The organism is Bacteroides sp. CAG:189, assembly GCF_000432295.1.
In the GTDB taxonomy this organism is placed as follows: domain Bacteria; phylum Bacteroidota; class Bacteroidia; order Bacteroidales; family Bacteroidaceae; genus Bacteroides; species Bacteroides salyersiae.
The window spans coordinates 1-18344 of record NZ_HF991046.1 but is presented as its reverse complement, the minus strand read 5'-3'; the positions used below and the strand labels follow the sequence as shown (position 1 = coordinate 18344).

The following is an 18344-nucleotide window of genomic DNA, read 5'->3' as shown; positions in this document are numbered from 1 at the left end:
TAATGCCGGCCTGCAAATAGGATTGACAGATGCGGAAGCAACAGGGGCTTTGTTGTGTCTTGACGTCACTGAATCTGTCATTGATGAAGCTGTTGCAATGGGGTATAATCTCATTATATCGCACCATCCCCTTATTTTTAAAGGTTATAAGTCCATCACCGGAAAGGATTATGTAGAGCGCTGTATATTAAAGGCAATCAAGAATGATATTGTCATCTACTCGGCACACACCAATTTGGATAATGCTCCGGGCGGAGTCAACTTCAAGATAGCAGAAAAAATCGGGTTGAAGAATGTCCGTGTACTTGAACCGAAAGAGAATAATCTGGTGAAACTCGTTACATTCGTACCGGCAGCACAGGCTGATGCAGTACGGAATACCTTGTTTTCCATGGGATGCGGACATATAGGTAACTATGATTCATGCAGTTATAACCTCGAAGGAGAAGGCACGTTCCGGGCACAGGAAGGAAGTAATCCTTTTTGCGGGAACATCGGAGAACTTCATCACGAAAAGGAAATAAGAATTGAAACCATTCTTCCCGCATATAAAAAAGGAGAAGCGATCCGTACATTGCTTGCCGTGCATCCTTATGAGGAACCGGCATTCGATATTTATCCGCTACAAAACGCCTGGCAGCAGGCCGGTGCGGGTATCATAGGCGAACTCGCGGTTCCGGAAACAGAACTGGAGTTTTTGAAACGCATCAAGAAGACTTTTGAAGTAGGTTGCGTAAAGCACAATAAATTGTCCGGACGGGAAATACAGACGGTAGCACTTTGTGGCGGGGCAGGTGCTTTCTTACTGCCACTGGCCATCAGCAACAGGGCGGACATATTTATCACCGGTGAAATCAGATATCATGACTATTTCGGCCACGAATCGGATATCCTGATGGCGGAAATAGGACATTACGAAAGCGAACAGTATACAAAAGAAATTTTTTATTCCATAATCCGGGATTTATTTCCTAATTTTGCACTCCAATTTAGTAAAGTAAACACGAATCCCATAAAATATTTATAAGTAAAATGGCTAAAGAAGCAAAAAAAGATCCAAATGAGTTGACCGTAGAACAGAAACTGAAAACTCTGTTCCAACTGCAAACCATGTTGTCTGAGATTGATAAGATCAAGACGTTGAGAGGTGAACTTCCACTGGAAGTACAGGACCTTGAAGACGAAATTGCCGGTCTGAGCACTCGTATAGACAAGATCAAAGCAGAAGTAGATGAATTGAAAGCAGCAATTGCCGGTAAAAGAGTAGAGATTGAAGTTGCTAAGGCTTCCGTAGAAAAATATAAGTCACAACAGGACAATGTACGCAACAACCGCGAATATGATTTTCTGACAAAAGAAATCGAATTCCAGACTCTGGAAATCGAGCTATGCGAAAAGAGAATCAAAGAATTTTCTGCCGAAGAAGAGGAAAAGTCTGCAGAAGTAGCAAAGAGTGTCGCTGCTCTGGAAGAAAGACAGAAAGACCTCGATCAGAAAAAAAGTGAATTAGATGAAATCATTGCGGAAACAAAACAGGAAGAAGAGAAGCTGAGAGACAAGGCGAAAGATCTGGAAACAAAGATCGAACCGCGTCTGTTGCAATCATTCAAACGTATCCGTAAAAACTCACGTAACGGTTTAGGTATCGTATACGTACAGCGTGATGCATGCGGTGGTTGCTTCAATAAAATTCCGCCTCAGAGACAGCTGGATATCCGTTCGCGCAAAAAAGTAATTGTTTGCGAATACTGTGGACGTATCATGATCGACCCGGAATTGGCTGGCGTAGAGATCGCACACAAAGTAGAAGAAGCTCCGGCATCAACAACCAAAAGAGCTATCAGAAGAAAAACTGCAGAATAATAAACCCTTACCAGGTAAATTATACCTATACAGGCCGTCTTAAATGAAAAATTAAGGCGGCCTTTTTTATATCCTGTAACTGTCACATCCAAAGGAAGAATTGTCCCGAATTCCCTCAATCTCTCCCGGAAAGAAAAACTTCAAAACAGTACTAAATACCTGATTTCGAAATAACTTTTATTCTGCATGGTTTCCTCTTACTTCTTCCGGAAAGAGAAGAAGCAAGATCAGACTCTGGTCAGACAAAAAGCAAACATCCTCTAAACAAACTGAAATTTCAGTTGTTTACTTTTCATTTCTCAAAAACCTGAACTTATGAATATGCGAACATGGAGCCTGCTGCTCCTTTTATTTCTTTCATCCGCAATCTCAGCACAACATGCGGATCATTATCTGGATACCCCTTTGCCACAAGCGTGGGAGGAAGGGGGAGAAGTATTCCGGCAAACCCTTCCGGTAGACGATCAATGGTGGAAATCTTTTGGAGACACCACGCTGGATTCATTAATCTCCATTGCCGTAGATCGCAACTACTCGGTACTCACCGCCATCGATCGCATGAATATGGCCAAAGCCGGCTTACGCATGGAACGTAGCGGATTCTTTCCCACCGTGGGGATCAATGCCGGATGGACACGCCAACAAACCAGTGGAAATACCAGCGAACTGCCCCAATCTACCCAACATTATTATGATGTTTCAGCCAACATGAGCTGGGAATTGGACATTTTCGGAAGTATTCGCCAACGGGTAAAGGCTCAGAAAGAGACCTTTGCAGCCAGCAAAGAAGAATACACCGCCGTCATGGTCTCTCTTTCGGCCCAAGTAGCCTCATCGTATATCCAATTACGAGAACTTCAGCAAGAGCTGAAAGTAGTGGAAAGAAATTGTGCCTCACAAGCGGCCGTACTCAAAATCACCGAAGTAAGGTACAATACCGGGCTTGTTTCCAAGCTCGACGTGGCGCAGGCCAAATCGGTATATTTCAGTACTAAAGCATCCATACCACAGTTGGAATCCGGTATAAACCAATACATTACATCTTTGGCCGTACTACTTGGGACCTATCCACAAGAAATACGTCCCGTATTGGAACGGGTAGGGGAACTGCCCGACTATATGGAACCCATCAGCATAGGGATACCGGCAGACTTGTTAATGAGACGCCCTGATATCCGTAGCGCTGAACATCAAATCAATGCACAGGCCGCATCATTAGGCGCTTCCAAGTCGGACTGGCTGCCACAAGTTTTCATCAAAGGCTCTGTCGGATATGCCTCTAAAGATTTTAAAGACCTGACCAAACACAAGAGCTTCACTTACGAAATTGCCCCGGCACTAAGTTGGACCATCTTCAGTGGAGGTAAACTGGTGAATGCCACCAAATCGGCCCGTGCACAATTGGATGAAGCAATCGATCAATTCAATCAAACAGTACTTACCGCCGTGCAAGAAACCGATAATGCCATGACCGCCTACCGAAGCTCTATCAAGCAAATCGTCGCCCTTCGGGAAGTACGCAATCAAGGACAAGAAACGCTCACCCTCTCTCTCGATTTATACAAGCAGGGACTCACCCCTTTCCAAAACGTCTTAGATGCACAGCGATCATTGCTGAGCTACGAAAACCAGCTGGTACAGGCACGGGGGAATTCTCTGCTGCAATTGATTGCCTTGTATCAGGCATTAGGGGGTGGCTGGAACAACTAAAATAACTAAACCTACCATAACAATGAAAAAATTATTGTATATCCTCCTCGCATTGCCGCTCCTTACTGCTTGCCGGGAGAAAAAAGAGACCGCCGGAGCTGCCGCTATGTACACACCTGAAGTCAGCGTAGCCAGCCCACTCATAAAGGACATCACATTGACCAAGGATTATCCGGGTTATCTGACTACAGAGCAGACTGTCAACCTCGTAGCACGTGTGAACGGCACACTACAATCCACCTCTTTCACCCCGGGCAGCCGGGTTAAGAAAGGACAGTTGCTTTTCGTTATCGAACCTACCATCTATAAAGACAATGTGACGAAAGCGGAAGCGGCTTTAAAAACCGCTCAGGCACAACTGACGTATGCCCGTAACAATTATACCCGTATGCGCGAAGCCTTGAAAAGCGATGCCGTCAGCCGGATACAGGTATTACAAACCGAATCGGATGTAGCAGAAACGACAGCGGCCGTCAGCAATGCCGAAGCGGCACTGAACACTGCACGCACCAATTTGGGATACTGCTACATCCATGCACCCTTCGACGGTACGATCAGCCGGAATACCATGGATATAGGCAGCTATATAAGCGGTGCCGCACAACCCGTCACATTGGCTACCCTGTACAAAGACAACCGTATGTATACCTATTTTAATGTAGCTGATAATCAATGGTTATCGATGCTTATGAGCAGCTCTCCCCAAAACGGAACCGAGACCTCAAAGCTCCCGCGCACAGTCACCGTAAACTTGGGGAAAGATGGCAGGCAATCCTATCCGGCCACTTTAGACTATCTGTCTCCTAATGTAGATCTCAATACAGGAACTCTCACCGTACGGGCCAATCTGGATAATCCGGAAGGTATACTCAAAAGCGGGCTATACGTCAGTATAACCCTTCCGTACGGCGAGCAGAAACAAGCTATCCTTGTCAATTCCGCATCGATCGGAACGGATCAATTAGGTAAATTCCTTTACGTTGTAAATGATTCGAACATAGTCCGTTACCGGCATATCACCATAGGGCAACTGATAGGGGACAGCCTCCGGCAAGTAACCGACGGCCTTTCTCCCCAAGAGCGATATGTGACAAAAGCATTGATGAAAGTAAGGGATGGTATGAAAATACATCCTGTGGACTGATTAATAACTTAAATATATAGCACTATGTTTTCAAAATTCTTCATCAACCGCCCCATATTTGCTACTGTACTGGCGCTTATCATCGTGGTTGCGGGTTTGGTGACACTCAATATATTGCCCGTGGCGCAATTCCCGGACATCACGCCGCCGACGGTACAGGTCTCCGCCGTCTATCCCGGAGCCAACGCCGAAACCGTGGCGCAAACAGTCGGTATTCCTATCGAACAGCAAGTGAACGGAGTGGACGGGATGCTCTATATGTCATCTACTTCATCTTCATCGGGAGCCTATTCGCTAACCATTACTTTTGCCGTGGGTACAGACATAGACATGGCTACCGTACAGGTGCAGAATCGGGTCAGCGTAGCTCAGTCGTCCCTTCCGGAACCTGTCGTGGTGCAAGGGGTAACTGTACAGAAACAGTCTTCCAATATCGTCATGTTCCTCACCATGACAGCACAAGATTCTATTTACGACGGCCTTTATCTGACCAATTATGCCAAACTGAATCTTGTAGACCAATTGACCCGTGTTCCAGGTGTGGGAGCCGTCAACGTGATGGGAGCCGGAGATTACTCTATGCGAATCTGGCTCGACCCGGAAGCTATGCGTATCCGTGGCATCTCACCCGCCGAAGTCTATCAAGCTATCCAGGCCCAAAATATGGAAGTAAGCGCAGGAACCGTAGGGCAACCCATCGGAAAAGATAATGCGAACGCTTTTCAATATACATTGAGCGTAAAAGGACGCCTTTCGTCACCGGATGAATTCGGCAACATCATTTTACGCAGCGAATCGGAAGGAAAAATGCTACGCCTGAAAGATGTAGCACGCATCGATCTGGGGTCTGCTTCCTACAGCGTCGTATCCCAGTTGCGCGGACATCCTACGGCAGCCATTGCCATTTATCAGCAACCGGGCTCCAATTCTCTGGACGTATCTAAAGGGGTAAAAGAGAAAATGAAAGAACTGGCGCAGAATTTTCCCTCCGGAATAGAATACAATGTCACGCTGGATACCACCGATGTGATCAATGCTTCGATTGACGAAGTGCTCGTCACCTTTCTCGAGACCACCTTACTGGTAGTGCTCGTGATCTTCCTCTTCCTTCAAAATTGGAGAGCGGTTATCATACCGTGTATTACCATTCCGGTATCGCTCATCGGTACTCTGGCTGTAATGGCCGCTCTTGGCTTCTCCATCAACACACTGACCCTTTTCGGGCTGATACTGGCCGTTGCCATAGTGGTGGATGATGCTATTGTGGTAGTAGAAAATGCTTCGCGACTACTCGAAACAGGACAATATTCTCCCCGTGACGCAGTGACCAAAGCGATGGGAGAGATCACCGGTCCTATTGTCGGGGTAGTGCTTGTATTATTGGCCGTATTCATTCCAACCACTCTTATAAGCGGTATCTCCGGACAATTGTATAAACAATTCGCCCTTACCATTGCAGCTTCCACTGTGCTGAGCGGTTTTAACTCATTAACGCTGACTCCGGCACTCTGCGCTTTGTTTCTGGAAAAGAGTAAGCCATCCAACTTCTTCATATACAAAGGATTCAATAAAGTATATGACAAAACTCAAGGAGTTTATGACCGTATCGTAAAATGGTTGCTCGAACGCCCTGTAGCAGCATTAGTATCCTACGGTGCATTTACTTTGATAGCCATCTTTTTGTTCGTAAAATGGCCGTCCACTTTTGTTCCGGACGAGGATGACGGATATTTCATTGCTGTCGTACAACTTCCTCCGGCAGCCAGCCTTGAACGTACACAGGCCGTAGGCAAACAGATTAACGCCATTCTCGACACCTATCCCGAAGTGAAAAATTATATCGGTATTTCCGGTTTCTCTATCATGGGAGGTGAACAAAGCAATGCGGGCACATACTTTGTCGTACTAAAACCCTGGGGTGAGCGAAAGGGGAAAAACCATACTGCCGCCGCCGTTGTAAAACGTTTCAATGAAATGGCATACAGCATACAGGAAGGACAGATATTCGCAATGGTTCCTCCTGCAATACCGGGCCTGGGAGCTACCGGAGGCTTACAGTTACAGCTTGAAGACAACCGTAACCTGGGGCCGACAGAAATGCAGCAAGCTATCGGAACGCTTCTCAATACTTATCGCACCAAACCTGCATTAGCTTCTATCAGCAGCCAGTATCAGGCCAACGTACCCCAGTATTTTCTGAATATCGACCGTGATAAAGTACAATTCATGGGCATTCAGCTAAATCAGGTATTTGCCACATTAGGTTATTATATGGGAGCGGCCTACGTGAACGACTATGTACAATTCGGACGTATCTATCAAGTTAAAATTGAAGCTGGTGACCAAGCACAAAAAGTCATTGACAATGTACTGCAACTCAGCGTGCCGAATGCTCAAGGTCAAATGGTCCCGTTCTCTTCATTCACAGATGTGGAAGAACAACTGGGACAGAACCAGATAAACCGTTACAACATGTACCAGACAGCGGCCATCACATGCAATGTTGCACCGGGAGCCTCCTCCGGTGAAGCTATCCGGCAAATGCAAGAACTTGTCAGTCAGCAGTTAGGAGAGGAGTTCGGTTATGAATGGACCTCTGTTGCCTATCAAGAAACACAGGCAGGAAGCACCACTACTATCGTTTTCCTGATGGCTCTATTAGTGGCCTTCCTTGTACTTGCTGCACAATATGAAAGCTGGACAAGCCCGGTAGCCGCCATTATGGGATTGCCTGTTGCATTACTCGGTGCCATGATCGGTTGTTTTGTAATGGGAACTCCGGTAAGTATATATACCCAGATCGGTATTATCCTACTCATTGCCCTTTCAGCCAAGAATGGGATTTTAATTGTGGAATTTGCCCGTGATTTCCGGGCGGAAGGAAATTCAATCAGAGACGCTGCTTATGAAGCCGGTCATGTCCGCTTAAGACCTATATTAATGACCTCTTTTGCGTTCGTATTAGGTGTGATGCCATTACTATTCGCATCCGGTGCGGGAGCAGAAAGTCGTATTGCCCTTGGAGCGGCAGTAGTTTTCGGTATGGCTATGAATACTTTATTAGCCACCGTCTACATACCGAACTTCTATGAACTGATGCAGAAATTACAGGAACGGTTTAAATAATGATTAATAATGATTCAATGTGCCAATGTGCCAATTGGCATATTGGCACATTGAATCATTATTAATCATTTATTAAACCATAATCCGGAATATCCTCCAAAAAGGTATAGCTCTGCTTTTCATAATCCATTTTGCAACAATAATGCTGCATTCCATTACTTACAATAAGATAATCTACTTTCAACACCATATTATAACGTGTAATCTGATCAAATACAGCCTGCGTAATCTCAATATGAGGTGCCTTATATTCCACAATCATCCGCGCCGTAAGATTACGCCTATATAGTACAGTATCACATCTCTTTTTCGTCCCATTCAAATTAAGAAGTACCTCATTGGCCATTAAAGATACGGGATATCCCTTGTGTGCAATAAGAAAGTGAACAAAATGCTGACGTACCCATTCTTCGGGCGTTAAGGCAACATATCGTTTACGAATTACGTCGAAAATAACATTTTTTCCATTTCGTGACGTAATTTTAGTATCATATACTGGCAAGTTTAACGATAACATTTTGTATTTTTGTAAGTTAAATAATGACTCCCTGCAGAGAGAGCACAAATTTAATGAATCTTATGAAAACAAAAGAAGAAATCGTAGCTAATTGGCTACCCCGTTATACAAAACGTAACCTGGAAGATTTTGGAGAGTATATCCTGTTGACCAACTTCAACAAATACGTAGAAATATTTGCAGAGAAATTCAATGTACCCATTTTGGGGCGCGACGCCAATATGATCTCTGCCAGCGCAGAAGGTATCACAATTATCAATTTTGGTATGGGAAGCCCTAATGCCGCCATCATCATGGACCTTTTGAGTGCCATCCATCCCAAAGCCTGCCTGTTTTTAGGAAAATGCGGAGGCATTGATAAGAAAAATAAAATAGGAGACCTCATTTTACCTATTGCCGCTATCCGTGGCGAAGGAACATCCAATGACTATTTCCCACCGGAAGTACCTGCACTGCCGGCATTTATGCTACAACGTGCCGTGTCCTCTTCCATACGTGACTATGCCCGCGATTATTGGACCGGCACAGTCTACACTACCAACCGTCGGATCTGGGAGCACGATGAAGACTTCAAAGAATATCTGAAAAAGACCCGGGCCATGGCCGTAGATATGGAAACAGCTACTTTATTCAGTTGCGGTTTTGCCAATCATATTCCTACAGGAGCCCTGCTGCTGGTATCCGACCAACCGATGATACCGGAAGGTGTAAAAACCGACAAAAGCGATAACATCGTTACCCAAAACTACGTTGAAGAGCATGTCAAAATCGGTATCGCTTCTCTGCGTATGATCATTGATGAGAAAAAAACAGTAAAACATTTGAAATTCGACTGGTAAAGCCCTTTTCACTAATATGGCAAAACAAGAACTGAGTTGCGATGATATCCTCAAAGAATTGAGAGCTAAGCAATATCGTCCCATCTACTACCTGATGGGAGAAGAATCATATTATATCGACCTCATAGCCGATTATATCACAGAAAATGTACTGACAGAGACTGAAAAGGAGTTTAACCTGACCGTAGTATATGGAGCCGATGTAGATGTGGCAACTGTTATAAATGCCGCAAAACGCTATCCTATGATGTCTGAATATCAAGTAGTGGTAGTAAAAGAGGCACAGGCAATCCGCAACATAGAAGAACTTTCATACTATCTACAAAAGCCTTTAAACTCTACTATTCTTGTCGTGTGTCACAAGCACGGCACACTGGATAAACGAAAAAAGTTAGCAGCCGAAGTAGAAAAAGCGGGCATTCTTTTCGAGTCTAAGAAAATTAAAGATTCACAATTGCCTGCTTTTATCAACTCTTATATGAAACGTAAGGGCATTGATATGGAGCCCAAAGCTACAGCTATGCTGGCCGATTTTGTCGGAACCGATTTAAGTCGGTTAACCGGAGAATTAGAAAAACTCATTATCACCCTGCCTAACGGACAAAAACGGGTCACTCCCGAACAAATAGAAAAAAACATAGGCATCAGCAAAGATTATAACAACTTCGAACTGCGTAGCGCATTGGTTGAAAAAGACGTTCTCAAAGCAAATAAAATAATAAAATACTTTGAAGAAAATCCTAAAACCAATCCTATACAGATGACACTTTCATTACTCTTCAATTTCTATTCAAACCTGATGCTGGCTTATTACTCTCCCGAAAAAACAGAACAGGGAGTAGCCTCTTGGTTAGGATTAAAATCACCTTGGGCTGCCCGTGATTACCTGACTGCCATGCGCCGATATAATGGTGTGAAGACCATGCAAATCATTGGAGAAATACGATATGCCGATGCAAAATCGAAGGGAATAAACAACGCTTCCATGAACGACGGAGACATCCTCCGAGAGTTGGTGTTTAAAATTTTACATTGATAAAACTACGCATATACGCCCTTTAATCAATTATCCGAAAGACTTCTGCAGGCCGTTTACAACAAACTATACACTCTAATCTCCCAGCTTCTTTCCTTCAGAGTTGGGAGATACAAATACAATCAGACATCTATATATATTTATCATAATATCTTACAGTTTCCTGCATTATCTCCGTACCACATATCCCCCTATCACGATATATATACACATTCGCCCAATGAACCGAAATCAGTATTAATACGGCACTCAATTACATGTTTAGTATAAAATAAACTTAGAAAGAAGTTTAATAAAGTAAGAAATAAACCAAGTATGTTCTATTCGTTCCCTTATGAGGGAACGAATAGTTCTTTATAGAGGGACAAATAAAAAGGGGCATAAAGAAAAACTAAAAAGATAAAAGTAAAGCTCCTCACCCAAATACATGATCAAAAACAGTCTATTCTGCAAAAATCCATAGTTTTCCCAAAATTAACTGGATTTTTAGATCAGTAATTATAGCATTTTGCTACAATATCTCACCATTTGCACCCCTTTTTCTATTTGCACTCTTTATACGATACGGGGAAAGTAGACTAATAGACTATTAATCAGATATTTAATAGAGAAATACCCTCTGTAGAATCAAAAAAATACCACTCCATGGGATTATATGTACAAATATTGCGAAGATTTTTAATTTGAAATTATTAGAGAATAATCGTAAATAAAAAATGAAATATATCAAACGATTAAATACAGTAAATTAAAAGCTTTAAAAAGATATCTATTCACAAATATAATATATATAGATTCACATTTTCGATATTTACATGTGTAACATTTACATATATAATACAAAATAAGCATTCAACAATGTAAATTGTTCGATATTACAAAAACAAACAATCATTCAAAATCGTAATAGGAGAGTGGTTAACATTTCACATAATACACTATAATATACGATATTCCAATGGAATAAACAATCTTCTTTAATTATAACTCCAAATAAAGATAAAATAATCTACAAACATTTGTAAAGACTTGCATATAATACATATTATATAAATATAATATTCTGATTATAAACTATATACATCATATATATAAATATATACTTTAACAAGAAAATAGCACTCTACATTAAAGATTCCAATTGTAGATTCCGATTGTGAACATTGATATACCAATTGTAATACATAAATATTCACTTTTGAAATTTGCTATTGTAATTTCATTTGTTTACCTTTGTAATCACAAGAAATTTGTTATACATTTGTGAATATACTCATAGAATATATAGTTGTAAATATTTAGAAAGAGATGGACATCAAAGACAGAATCAAAATGATCATGGAACATGAGCAAATGACAGCCGCAGCATTTGCAGAAAGCATCGGTGTAGCTCAGGCCACAATCTCCCATACTTTAGGTGATCGGAACAAATATCCGAGTACTGACTTTATTATGCGACTGCATGAGAAATACAATCATATTAGCCTCGACTGGTTACTGACGGGAAAAGGAAATATGACCGACGAAGAGCAAAATATCGATTCACCAGAGTTGGATTATCCTCTATTTGCCTCTGAGAATCCAAAAAATCCGGCCATCAACACGAATGCTTTGGAAAATCGTAAGGAAATGGCATTAGAAAAGCCCTCAAACACCACTAAAGAGATTGTAAAACAAGAGATTATCTACAAAGAAAGACCTCCACGAAAAATCACAGAAATAAGAATTTTCTTTGATGATAATACTTATGAAACATTCCGACCGGAAAAATAGGAAGTAAAAACGTCTGTTTGCACAATTTCCCGTATCTTTGCAGTCGGAATATGAATTTAGCTTCAATACATGAAAAAATTTATTTTAGACCTGACAGTAACTGAGAATCTCAAATTGCATGCCAACTATGCACTGCTGAAATTGGCTTCTCAGTCACCACTTCCCGAAATGCTACCGGGACAATTTGCAGAAATACGGGTAGATGGTTCACCAACTACCTTTCTTCGCCGCCCCATTTCTATTAATTATGTAGACAGACAACGAAATGAAGTATGGTTTCTAATACAACTTGTAGGCGACGGCACACGCCGTTTGGCAGAAGTTGCCAATGGAGAAATAATCAATGTCGTACTTCCATTGGGAAATGGCTTTACAATGCCTGAAAACCCATCTGATAAGCTCCTATTGGTAGGCGGAGGCGTAGGAACAGCCCCCATGCTTTATTTAGGGGAGCAACTGGCTAAAAGCGGAAACAAGCCCACCTTCCTCTTGGGAGCACGAACTGATAAAGATCTGCTTCAGTTGGATGAGTTTGCAGCTTACGGAGAAGTATATACGACTACCGAAGACGGAAGTCACGGAGAAAAAGGATATGTCACCCAACATTCCATATTAGATAAAGTGAAATTTGAGCAGATTTACACTTGTGGTCCTAAACCTATGATGATGGCCGTAGCAAAATATGCCAAAAGTAATAATATCAATTGTGAAGTCTCATTAGAAAACAGGATGGCTTGTGGAGTCGGTGCCTGTCTGTGTTGTGTTGAAAATACCGATGAAGGACATTTATGTGTTTGTAAAGAAGGTCCCGTATTTAATATAAATAAACTATTATGGCAGATTTAAATGTAAAAATAGGCGAATTACAAATGAAGAATCCGGTAATGACTGCTTCCGGAACATTCGGATACGGTGAAGAGTTTACCGATTTTATCGATATTGCGCGAATAGGCAGTATTATTGTAAAGGGGACTACTCTTCACAAACGTGAAGGTAATCCATACCCACGTATGGCAGAAACTCCTTCTGGCATGTTAAATGCTGTGGGACTGCAAAATAAGGGAGTAAATTACTTCGTCGAACACATTTATCCGCGTATTAAAGACATTCAAACCAATATGATTGTGAATGTTTCCGGATCAGCCATTGAAGACTACGTAAAAACAGCAGAAATTATTAATGAACTTGACAAAATTCCTGCTATAGAATTGAACATCTCATGCCCCAATGTAAAGCAGGGAGGTATGGCTTTTGGAGTTACTGCCAAAGGAGCTGCCGAAGTAGTGAAAGCCGTACGTTCTGCTTACAAAAAGACACTTATCGTAAAATTGTCTCCGAACGTAACAGACATCACTGAAATAGCCCGCGCGGCAGAAGGAAGCGGTGCAGATAGCGTATCGCTAATTAATACATTGCTCGGTATGGCTATCGATGCAGAACGCAAACGTCCGATACTCTCTACAATAACAGGGGGCATGTCCGGCGCAGCAGTGAAACCGATAGCGTTACGCATGGTATGGCAAGTATTCAAAGCAGTAAATATTCCTGTCATCGGATTAGGAGGTATCATGAATTGGAAAGATGCGATAGAATTCATGCTTGCAGGTGCGTCAGCCATACAAATCGGCACAGCCAATTTCATAGATCCAGCTATTACGGTGAAAGTTGCCGATGGTATAAATAATTACTTAGACAGACACGGATATAAATCAGTTAATGAAATAATCGGTGCACTTGAGGTATAATCGTAAACATACAATAACCATTCGCAGCATTTAATGTAGAAAACTGTCATTATGCCTTTAAAATAAGAGGGAATGGAAATCCGAAAACAAACATAGAAAACAATCTATTTTTTGACATCCTCAAGTATACGAACCATGCAAGGTTCAAGTAGACCTAAAAAACGAAAGCATTGCTTTTTTCCCGAGCAACGCTTTAGTTTTTTCATACATCTGTCATTCGTCTAATAAATCTGGTCGTAATCTCCGGGTACGTTCTAATGATTGCTGCAACTCCCACTCTTTAATTTTAGCTTCATGACCGGACAGAAGGATATCGGGTACTTTCCATCCATTATATTCTGCCGGACGGGTATATACCGGAGCTGCCAATAAATTGTCCTGAAAAGAATCGGAAAGTGCAGACTGTTCGTCTGAAATGACTCCGGGAATAATCCTCACGATAGCATCCGCCATTACCGCCGCTGCCAATTCCCCACCAGTCAGCACATAATCTCCGATACTGACTTCTTTCGTTATATAATGTTCGCGAATGCGATAATCAATCCCTTTAAAATGTCCGCAAAGAATGATGAGATTTCCGGCAAGCGAAAGCGTATTTGCCATTTTCTGATCAAACTGTTCACCATCGGGAGTAGTAAATATCACCTCATCGTAGTCACGTTCTGCTTTCAAGGCATTGATACAACGCTCAATCGGCTCGATCTTCATCACCATACCGGCAAAACCGCCAAAAGGATAATCATCTACACGCCGATATTTATCTTCGGTATAATCACGAAGATTATGAATATAAATTTCAGCAAGGCCCTTGTTTTGAGCGCGTTTCATAATCGAACAATTGAAAAAGCCTTCAATCATCTCGGGAAGAACGGTTATTATATCAATACGCATAGTCTTTTAATTTTCCGCAAAATTACAAATATTCAAAGATAAACCCGTATTTTTGCCTGAAACAATCCAAGAAATATGACTGTAAAAGAAAAAATAGAAGAACTTCGTGCCGAACTTCACCGGCATAATTATAATTATTACGTATTGAATACTCCGGAGATTTCAGACAAAGAATTCGACGACATGATGCGCGAATTACAGGATCTGGAACAAGCCTATCCGGAATATAAAGACGATAACTCTCCTACAATGCGTGTAGGTAGCGACCTTAATAAGAATTTTACGCAAGTACCACATAAATACCCAATGTTGTCTTTGGGAAATACATACTCGGAAAACGAAGTGACCGATTTTTATGAAAGAGTAAAAAAGGCTTTGAATGAAGATTTTGAGATATGCTGTGAGATGAAATACGATGGAACCTCCATTTCACTCACATATGAAGACGGCAAGCTGGTGCGTGCAGTAACCCGTGGTGACGGAGAAAAAGGAGACGACGTGACCGATAATGTAAAAACAATCCGTACTATTCCGCTTGTGCTTCATGGCAGCAATTATCCGCAATCGTTCGAAATTCGAGGCGAAATTCTCATGTCATGGGATGTATTCGAAGAGTTGAACCGGGAAAAAGAAGCACGCGAAGAACCGTTATTTGCCAATCCGAGAAATGCCGCTTCAGGTACACTGAAATTACAGAACTCTTCTATCGTAGCTTCCCGCAAGCTGGATGCTTATCTCTATTACCTGCTCGGAGAGAATTTACCATGCGACGGACATTATGAGAATTTACAGGAAGCAGCAAAATGGGGATTCAAAATATCGAATGCCATGCGTAAATGTCGCACATTGGAGGAAATATTTGATTATATAAAATATTGGGATGTAGAACGGAAAAACCTGCCGGTTGCCACGGATGGTATCGTACTCAAGGTAAACAGTCTGAAGCAGCAAAAAAATTTAGGCTTTACTGCCAAATCCCCCCGATGGGCCATTGCATACAAATTTCAGGCAGAACGTGCTCTTACACGGCTGAATCTTGTAACTTACCAGGTAGGAAGAACAGGAGCTGTTACTCCGGTAGCCAACCTAGATCCGGTACAGCTTTCGGGCACGATCGTAAAACGTGCATCACTACACAACGCAGATATCATTGAAGGACTCGACCTTCACATCGGCGACATGGTATATGTGGAAAAGGGCGGAGAAATCATTCCTAAAATCACAGGAGTAGACACTTCCGCACGTTCCTTCATGATCGGAGAAAAAGTGAAATTCATTACAAATTGCCCCGAATGCGGTAGTAAACTGGTACGATACGAAGGTGAAGCCGCCCATTATTGCCCCAATGAAACAGCTTGCCCTCCGCAGATAAAAGGTAAAATTGAACATTTTATCAGCCGGCGCGCTATGAATATCGACGGGCTCGGGCCGGAGACCGTAGACATGTTCTATCGGTTAGGACTGATAAAAAACACCGCCGACTTGTACAGACTTACGGCCGATGATATAAAAGGTCTCGACCGAATGGGAGAAAAATCGGCTGAGAACATCATTAATGGCATCAATCAAAGCAAGGAGGTTCCTTTTGAACGTGTCATCTTTGCATTAGGTATCCGTTTTGTGGGCGAGACTGTGGCAAAAAAAATAGCCAAAGCATTTAAAAACGTAGAAGAACTGGAAAACGCAGACTTGGAAACCCTAATAAGCATTGATGAAATCGGTGAAAAGATTGCGCAAAGTATTCTAAATTATTTCTCGAACGCATCAAATCGGGAACTTGTAAGGCGACTGAGAAAAACCGGCTTACAACTGTATCGTACGGAAGAAGATTTAAGCGGATACACCGATAAGTTAGCAGGGCAATCCATCGTTATCAGCGGAGTCTTTACCCACCATTCGCGGGATGAATACAAAGACCTCATAGAAAAACATGGCGGTAAGAATGTAGGCAGTATTTCTGCCAAGACAAGTTTCATTCTGGCAGGTGAAAATATGGGACCGGCCAAACTGGAAAAGGCGAACAAATTAGGAGTTAAGATTATGAACGAAGAGGAATTTCTAAAGCTCATATCGTAGCATTTTTCTGCAAGAATCTTATTTTATATATTATTTTTGCCGGGAAAATAGAAAATATTAGTACTTTTGCGTCCAAAATATTTAGAGATTATTATTAATACTCATGATACAAACGAAATTGAAAGGAATGGGGGTAGCACTGATTACTCCTTTCAAAGAAGATGAGAGCGTTGATTACGATGCATTAATGCGAATGGTAGACTACCTGCTGCAGAATAATGCAGATTTTCTGTGTGTGCTGGGTACTACGGCCGAAACTCCTACATTGACAGAAGATGAAAAAAAGAAAATCCAGAAGATGGTTATCGATCGTGTCAACGGAAGAATACCCATTCTGCTGGGAGTAGGCGGAAACAACACCCGTGCCATCGTCAAAACGCTGAAAAACGATGATTTCACCGGAGTCGATGCGATCTTATCAGTAGTTCCTTATTACAATAAACCATCACAAGAAGGTATTTATCAACATTACAAGGCTATTGCCGAAGCCACCGAATTACCCATCGTATTGTATAATGTTCCGGGACGTACAGGGGTCAATATGACAGCAGAGACAACCTTGCGTATCGCCCGTGATTTCAAAAATGTAATCGCCATCAAAGAAGCATCCGGAAACATTTCGCAAATGGACGACATCATCAAAAACAAACCCGCTAATTTTGACGTTATTTCGGGCGATGATGGTATTACCTTCCCATTGATCACTTTGGGTGCCGTTGGTGTCATATCGGTCATAGGAAACGCATTTCCACGCGAATTTAGTCGCATGACCCGTTTGGCTCTTCAAGGAGATTTTGCAAATGCCCTCACTATTCATCATAAATTTACCGAATTATTTAATCTGTTGTTTGTGGATGGCAATCCGGCAGGAGTAAAATCAATGCTGAATGCAATGGGAATGATTGAAAACAAATTGCGGTTACCACTTGTCCCCACAAGAATCACGACTTTTGAAGCAATTCGTAAAGTGCTGAATGAATTAAATATCAAATGCTAAGCTTTAAAAAAACTGCCGCATCAATAGCCTTGATTGATTCGGCAGTTTTTTCATGATTCTTCTACTTTTCCATTCAAACAAACTTGCTGTTCTATCAACTTCCGCATCTCTCCGGCATCATCGATATAGTTTTCACGAACGATATAAAATCCTTTTTTACCATCAGACTTAACATAGTCTATCTTAAATCCTTTTCTTACAGTGGATACATTAGTGACAGCACTCCATGGAATCGTATTCGAATGCCATCCAATTCCCCCTTGTTTTATTGTCAGCGAAGTATCAGAAAGCCTGTATTGTATCTGATTCCAATAATAAAGCGGAAGCATCCACACCAATGTCAAAACGGCTCCATAATTCCCATCCTTATAAACAAGAAAAACTCCTATTCCTAAAAGAAGAGCATACAGCAGCCAAAGTACATACCTGATTCTTACAGAGGTTTTGAAAACTATTTCCATTAATACAGATTACGGTTTTTACTATGCGCCATTACATTAGTTACAAAAAGAAATGATCCCAAATAAAGTTCAAAAATAACACAAAAGGCGAGAAAAACAAAAATCCCCCACAATAAATTGCAGAGGACTTTGTGATCGCGACAGGATTCAAACCTGTAACCGGCTG

15 protein-coding genes are annotated in these 18344 nt (G+C 41.9%); 12 read left to right on the top strand and 3 right to left on the bottom strand.

The window, feature by feature from the left end:
- The 5 genes from QVP90_RS06350 to QVP90_RS06330 form a co-directional block, all read left to right on the top strand.
- Window positions 1-1027 (top strand): Nif3-like dinuclear metal center hexameric protein (locus QVP90_RS06350; protein ID WP_288203976.1); only part of this gene is annotated, 1027 nt, incomplete at its 5' end.
- 5 nt (window positions 1028-1032) lie between these two features.
- Complete coding sequence (locus QVP90_RS06345; protein ID WP_021935953.1) at window positions 1033-1863, top strand: zinc ribbon domain-containing protein; 831 nt, start codon at window positions 1033-1035, stop codon at window positions 1861-1863.
- 315 nt (window positions 1864-2178) lie between these two features.
- The gene (locus QVP90_RS06340) at window positions 2179-3573 is read left to right on the top strand and encodes an efflux transporter outer membrane subunit (protein WP_021935952.1); all 1395 of its coding nucleotides are present in this window, start codon (window positions 2179-2181) and stop codon (window positions 3571-3573) included.
- 22 nt (window positions 3574-3595) lie between these two features.
- The gene (locus QVP90_RS06335) at window positions 3596-4717 is read left to right on the top strand and encodes an efflux RND transporter periplasmic adaptor subunit (protein WP_021935951.1); all 1122 of its coding nucleotides are present in this window, start codon (window positions 3596-3598) and stop codon (window positions 4715-4717) included.
- A gap of 24 nt (window positions 4718-4741) precedes the next feature.
- On the top strand, window positions 4742-7843 hold the full coding sequence (locus tag QVP90_RS06330) for an efflux RND transporter permease subunit (protein ID WP_021935950.1): 3102 nt from the start codon (window positions 4742-4744) through the stop codon (window positions 7841-7843).
- 61 nt (window positions 7844-7904) lie between these two features.
- Here the strand turns inward: QVP90_RS06330 and QVP90_RS06325 are convergent, their stop codons facing one another.
- The gene (locus tag QVP90_RS06325) at window positions 7905-8360 is read right to left on the bottom strand and encodes a type I restriction enzyme HsdR N-terminal domain-containing protein (RefSeq protein WP_005931708.1); all 456 of its coding nucleotides are present in this window, start codon (window positions 8358-8360) and stop codon (window positions 7905-7907) included.
- Window positions 8361-8422: 62 nt separating this feature from the next.
- Between QVP90_RS06325 and QVP90_RS06320 the strand changes: the two genes are divergently transcribed.
- From QVP90_RS06320 to QVP90_RS06300, 5 genes are all read left to right on the top strand, one after another.
- Complete coding sequence (locus QVP90_RS06320) at window positions 8423-9199, top strand: AMP nucleosidase (protein WP_025819158.1); 777 nt, start codon at window positions 8423-8425, stop codon at window positions 9197-9199.
- Window positions 9200-9215: 16 nt separating this feature from the next.
- Window positions 9216-10235: a DNA polymerase III subunit delta gene (holA, locus tag QVP90_RS06315; protein ID WP_007481113.1), complete on the top strand. Its 1020-nt coding sequence runs from the start codon at window positions 9216-9218 to the stop codon at window positions 10233-10235.
- Between the two features lie 1308 nt (window positions 10236-11543).
- Entirely contained in the window at window positions 11544-12008 is a 465-nt protein-coding gene (locus QVP90_RS06310; protein WP_021935948.1) for a helix-turn-helix domain-containing protein, read from the top strand.
- A gap of 69 nt (window positions 12009-12077) precedes the next feature.
- Window positions 12078-12854: a dihydroorotate dehydrogenase electron transfer subunit gene (locus QVP90_RS06305; protein WP_005931698.1), complete on the top strand. Its 777-nt coding sequence runs from the start codon at window positions 12078-12080 to the stop codon at window positions 12852-12854.
- Window positions 12842-13753, top strand: a complete 912-nt coding sequence (locus QVP90_RS06300; protein WP_021935947.1) for a dihydroorotate dehydrogenase — start codon at window positions 12842-12844, stop codon at window positions 13751-13753. Before QVP90_RS06305 ends, QVP90_RS06300 begins: the two co-directional genes overlap by 13 nt.
- Before the next feature lie 213 nt (window positions 13754-13966).
- On the opposite strand, the gene trmD is transcribed toward QVP90_RS06300, so the two are convergent.
- Window positions 13967-14644, bottom strand: a complete 678-nt coding sequence (trmD, locus tag QVP90_RS06295) for a tRNA (guanosine(37)-N1)-methyltransferase TrmD (protein ID WP_005931694.1) — start codon at window positions 14642-14644, stop codon at window positions 13967-13969.
- A 75-nt stretch (window positions 14645-14719) separates the two neighbouring features.
- Here trmD and ligA point away from each other — a divergent pair, with 75 nt between their 5' ends.
- Together ligA and dapA are read left to right on the top strand one after the other, a co-directional pair.
- Window positions 14720-16720 carry an NAD-dependent DNA ligase LigA gene (gene ligA / locus QVP90_RS06290; RefSeq protein ID WP_021935946.1) on the top strand — a complete coding sequence of 667 codons (2001 nt, stop codon included), beginning with the start codon at window positions 14720-14722 and terminating at the stop codon, window positions 16718-16720.
- 103 nt (window positions 16721-16823) lie between these two features.
- Window positions 16824-17717, top strand: coding sequence for a 4-hydroxy-tetrahydrodipicolinate synthase (gene dapA / locus QVP90_RS06285; RefSeq protein ID WP_005931690.1), 894 nt, complete (start codon window positions 16824-16826; stop codon window positions 17715-17717).
- 50 nt (window positions 17718-17767) lie between these two features.
- Here the strand turns inward: dapA and QVP90_RS06280 are convergent, their stop codons facing one another.
- Window positions 17768-18178, bottom strand: a complete 411-nt coding sequence (locus tag QVP90_RS06280; protein ID WP_021935945.1) for a hypothetical protein — start codon at window positions 18176-18178, stop codon at window positions 17768-17770.
- Between the last annotated feature and the right edge of the window lie 166 nt (window positions 18179-18344).

Excerpts from the sequence above, each read along its gene's own strand:
- QVP90_RS06345 (WP_021935953.1), top strand. The coding sequence starts at position 1,033 with ATGGCTAAAGAAGCAAAAAAAGATCCAAATGAGTTGACCGTAGAACAG.
- QVP90_RS06340 (WP_021935952.1), top strand. The coding sequence starts at position 2,179 with ATGAATATGCGAACATGGAGCCTGCTGCTCCTTTTATTTCTTTCATCC.
- QVP90_RS06335 (WP_021935951.1), top strand. The coding sequence starts at position 3,596 with ATGAAAAAATTATTGTATATCCTCCTCGCATTGCCGCTCCTTACTGCT.
- QVP90_RS06330 (WP_021935950.1), top strand. The coding sequence starts at position 4,742 with ATGTTTTCAAAATTCTTCATCAACCGCCCCATATTTGCTACTGTACTG.
- QVP90_RS06325 (WP_005931708.1), bottom strand. The coding sequence starts at position 8,360 with ATGTTATCGTTAAACTTGCCAGTATATGATACTAAAATTACGTCACGA.
- QVP90_RS06320 (WP_025819158.1), top strand. The coding sequence starts at position 8,423 with ATGAAAACAAAAGAAGAAATCGTAGCTAATTGGCTACCCCGTTATACA.
- holA (WP_007481113.1), top strand. The coding sequence starts at position 9,216 with ATGGCAAAACAAGAACTGAGTTGCGATGATATCCTCAAAGAATTGAGA.
- QVP90_RS06310 (WP_021935948.1), top strand. The coding sequence starts at position 11,544 with ATGGACATCAAAGACAGAATCAAAATGATCATGGAACATGAGCAAATG.
- QVP90_RS06305 (WP_005931698.1), top strand. The coding sequence starts at position 12,078 with ATGAAAAAATTTATTTTAGACCTGACAGTAACTGAGAATCTCAAATTG.
- QVP90_RS06300 (WP_021935947.1), top strand. The coding sequence starts at position 12,842 with ATGGCAGATTTAAATGTAAAAATAGGCGAATTACAAATGAAGAATCCG.
- trmD (WP_005931694.1), bottom strand. The coding sequence starts at position 14,644 with ATGCGTATTGATATAATAACCGTTCTTCCCGAGATGATTGAAGGCTTT.
- ligA (WP_021935946.1), top strand. The coding sequence starts at position 14,720 with ATGACTGTAAAAGAAAAAATAGAAGAACTTCGTGCCGAACTTCACCGG.
- dapA (WP_005931690.1), top strand. The coding sequence starts at position 16,824 with ATGATACAAACGAAATTGAAAGGAATGGGGGTAGCACTGATTACTCCT.
- QVP90_RS06280 (WP_021935945.1), bottom strand. The coding sequence starts at position 18,178 with ATGGAAATAGTTTTCAAAACCTCTGTAAGAATCAGGTATGTACTTTGG.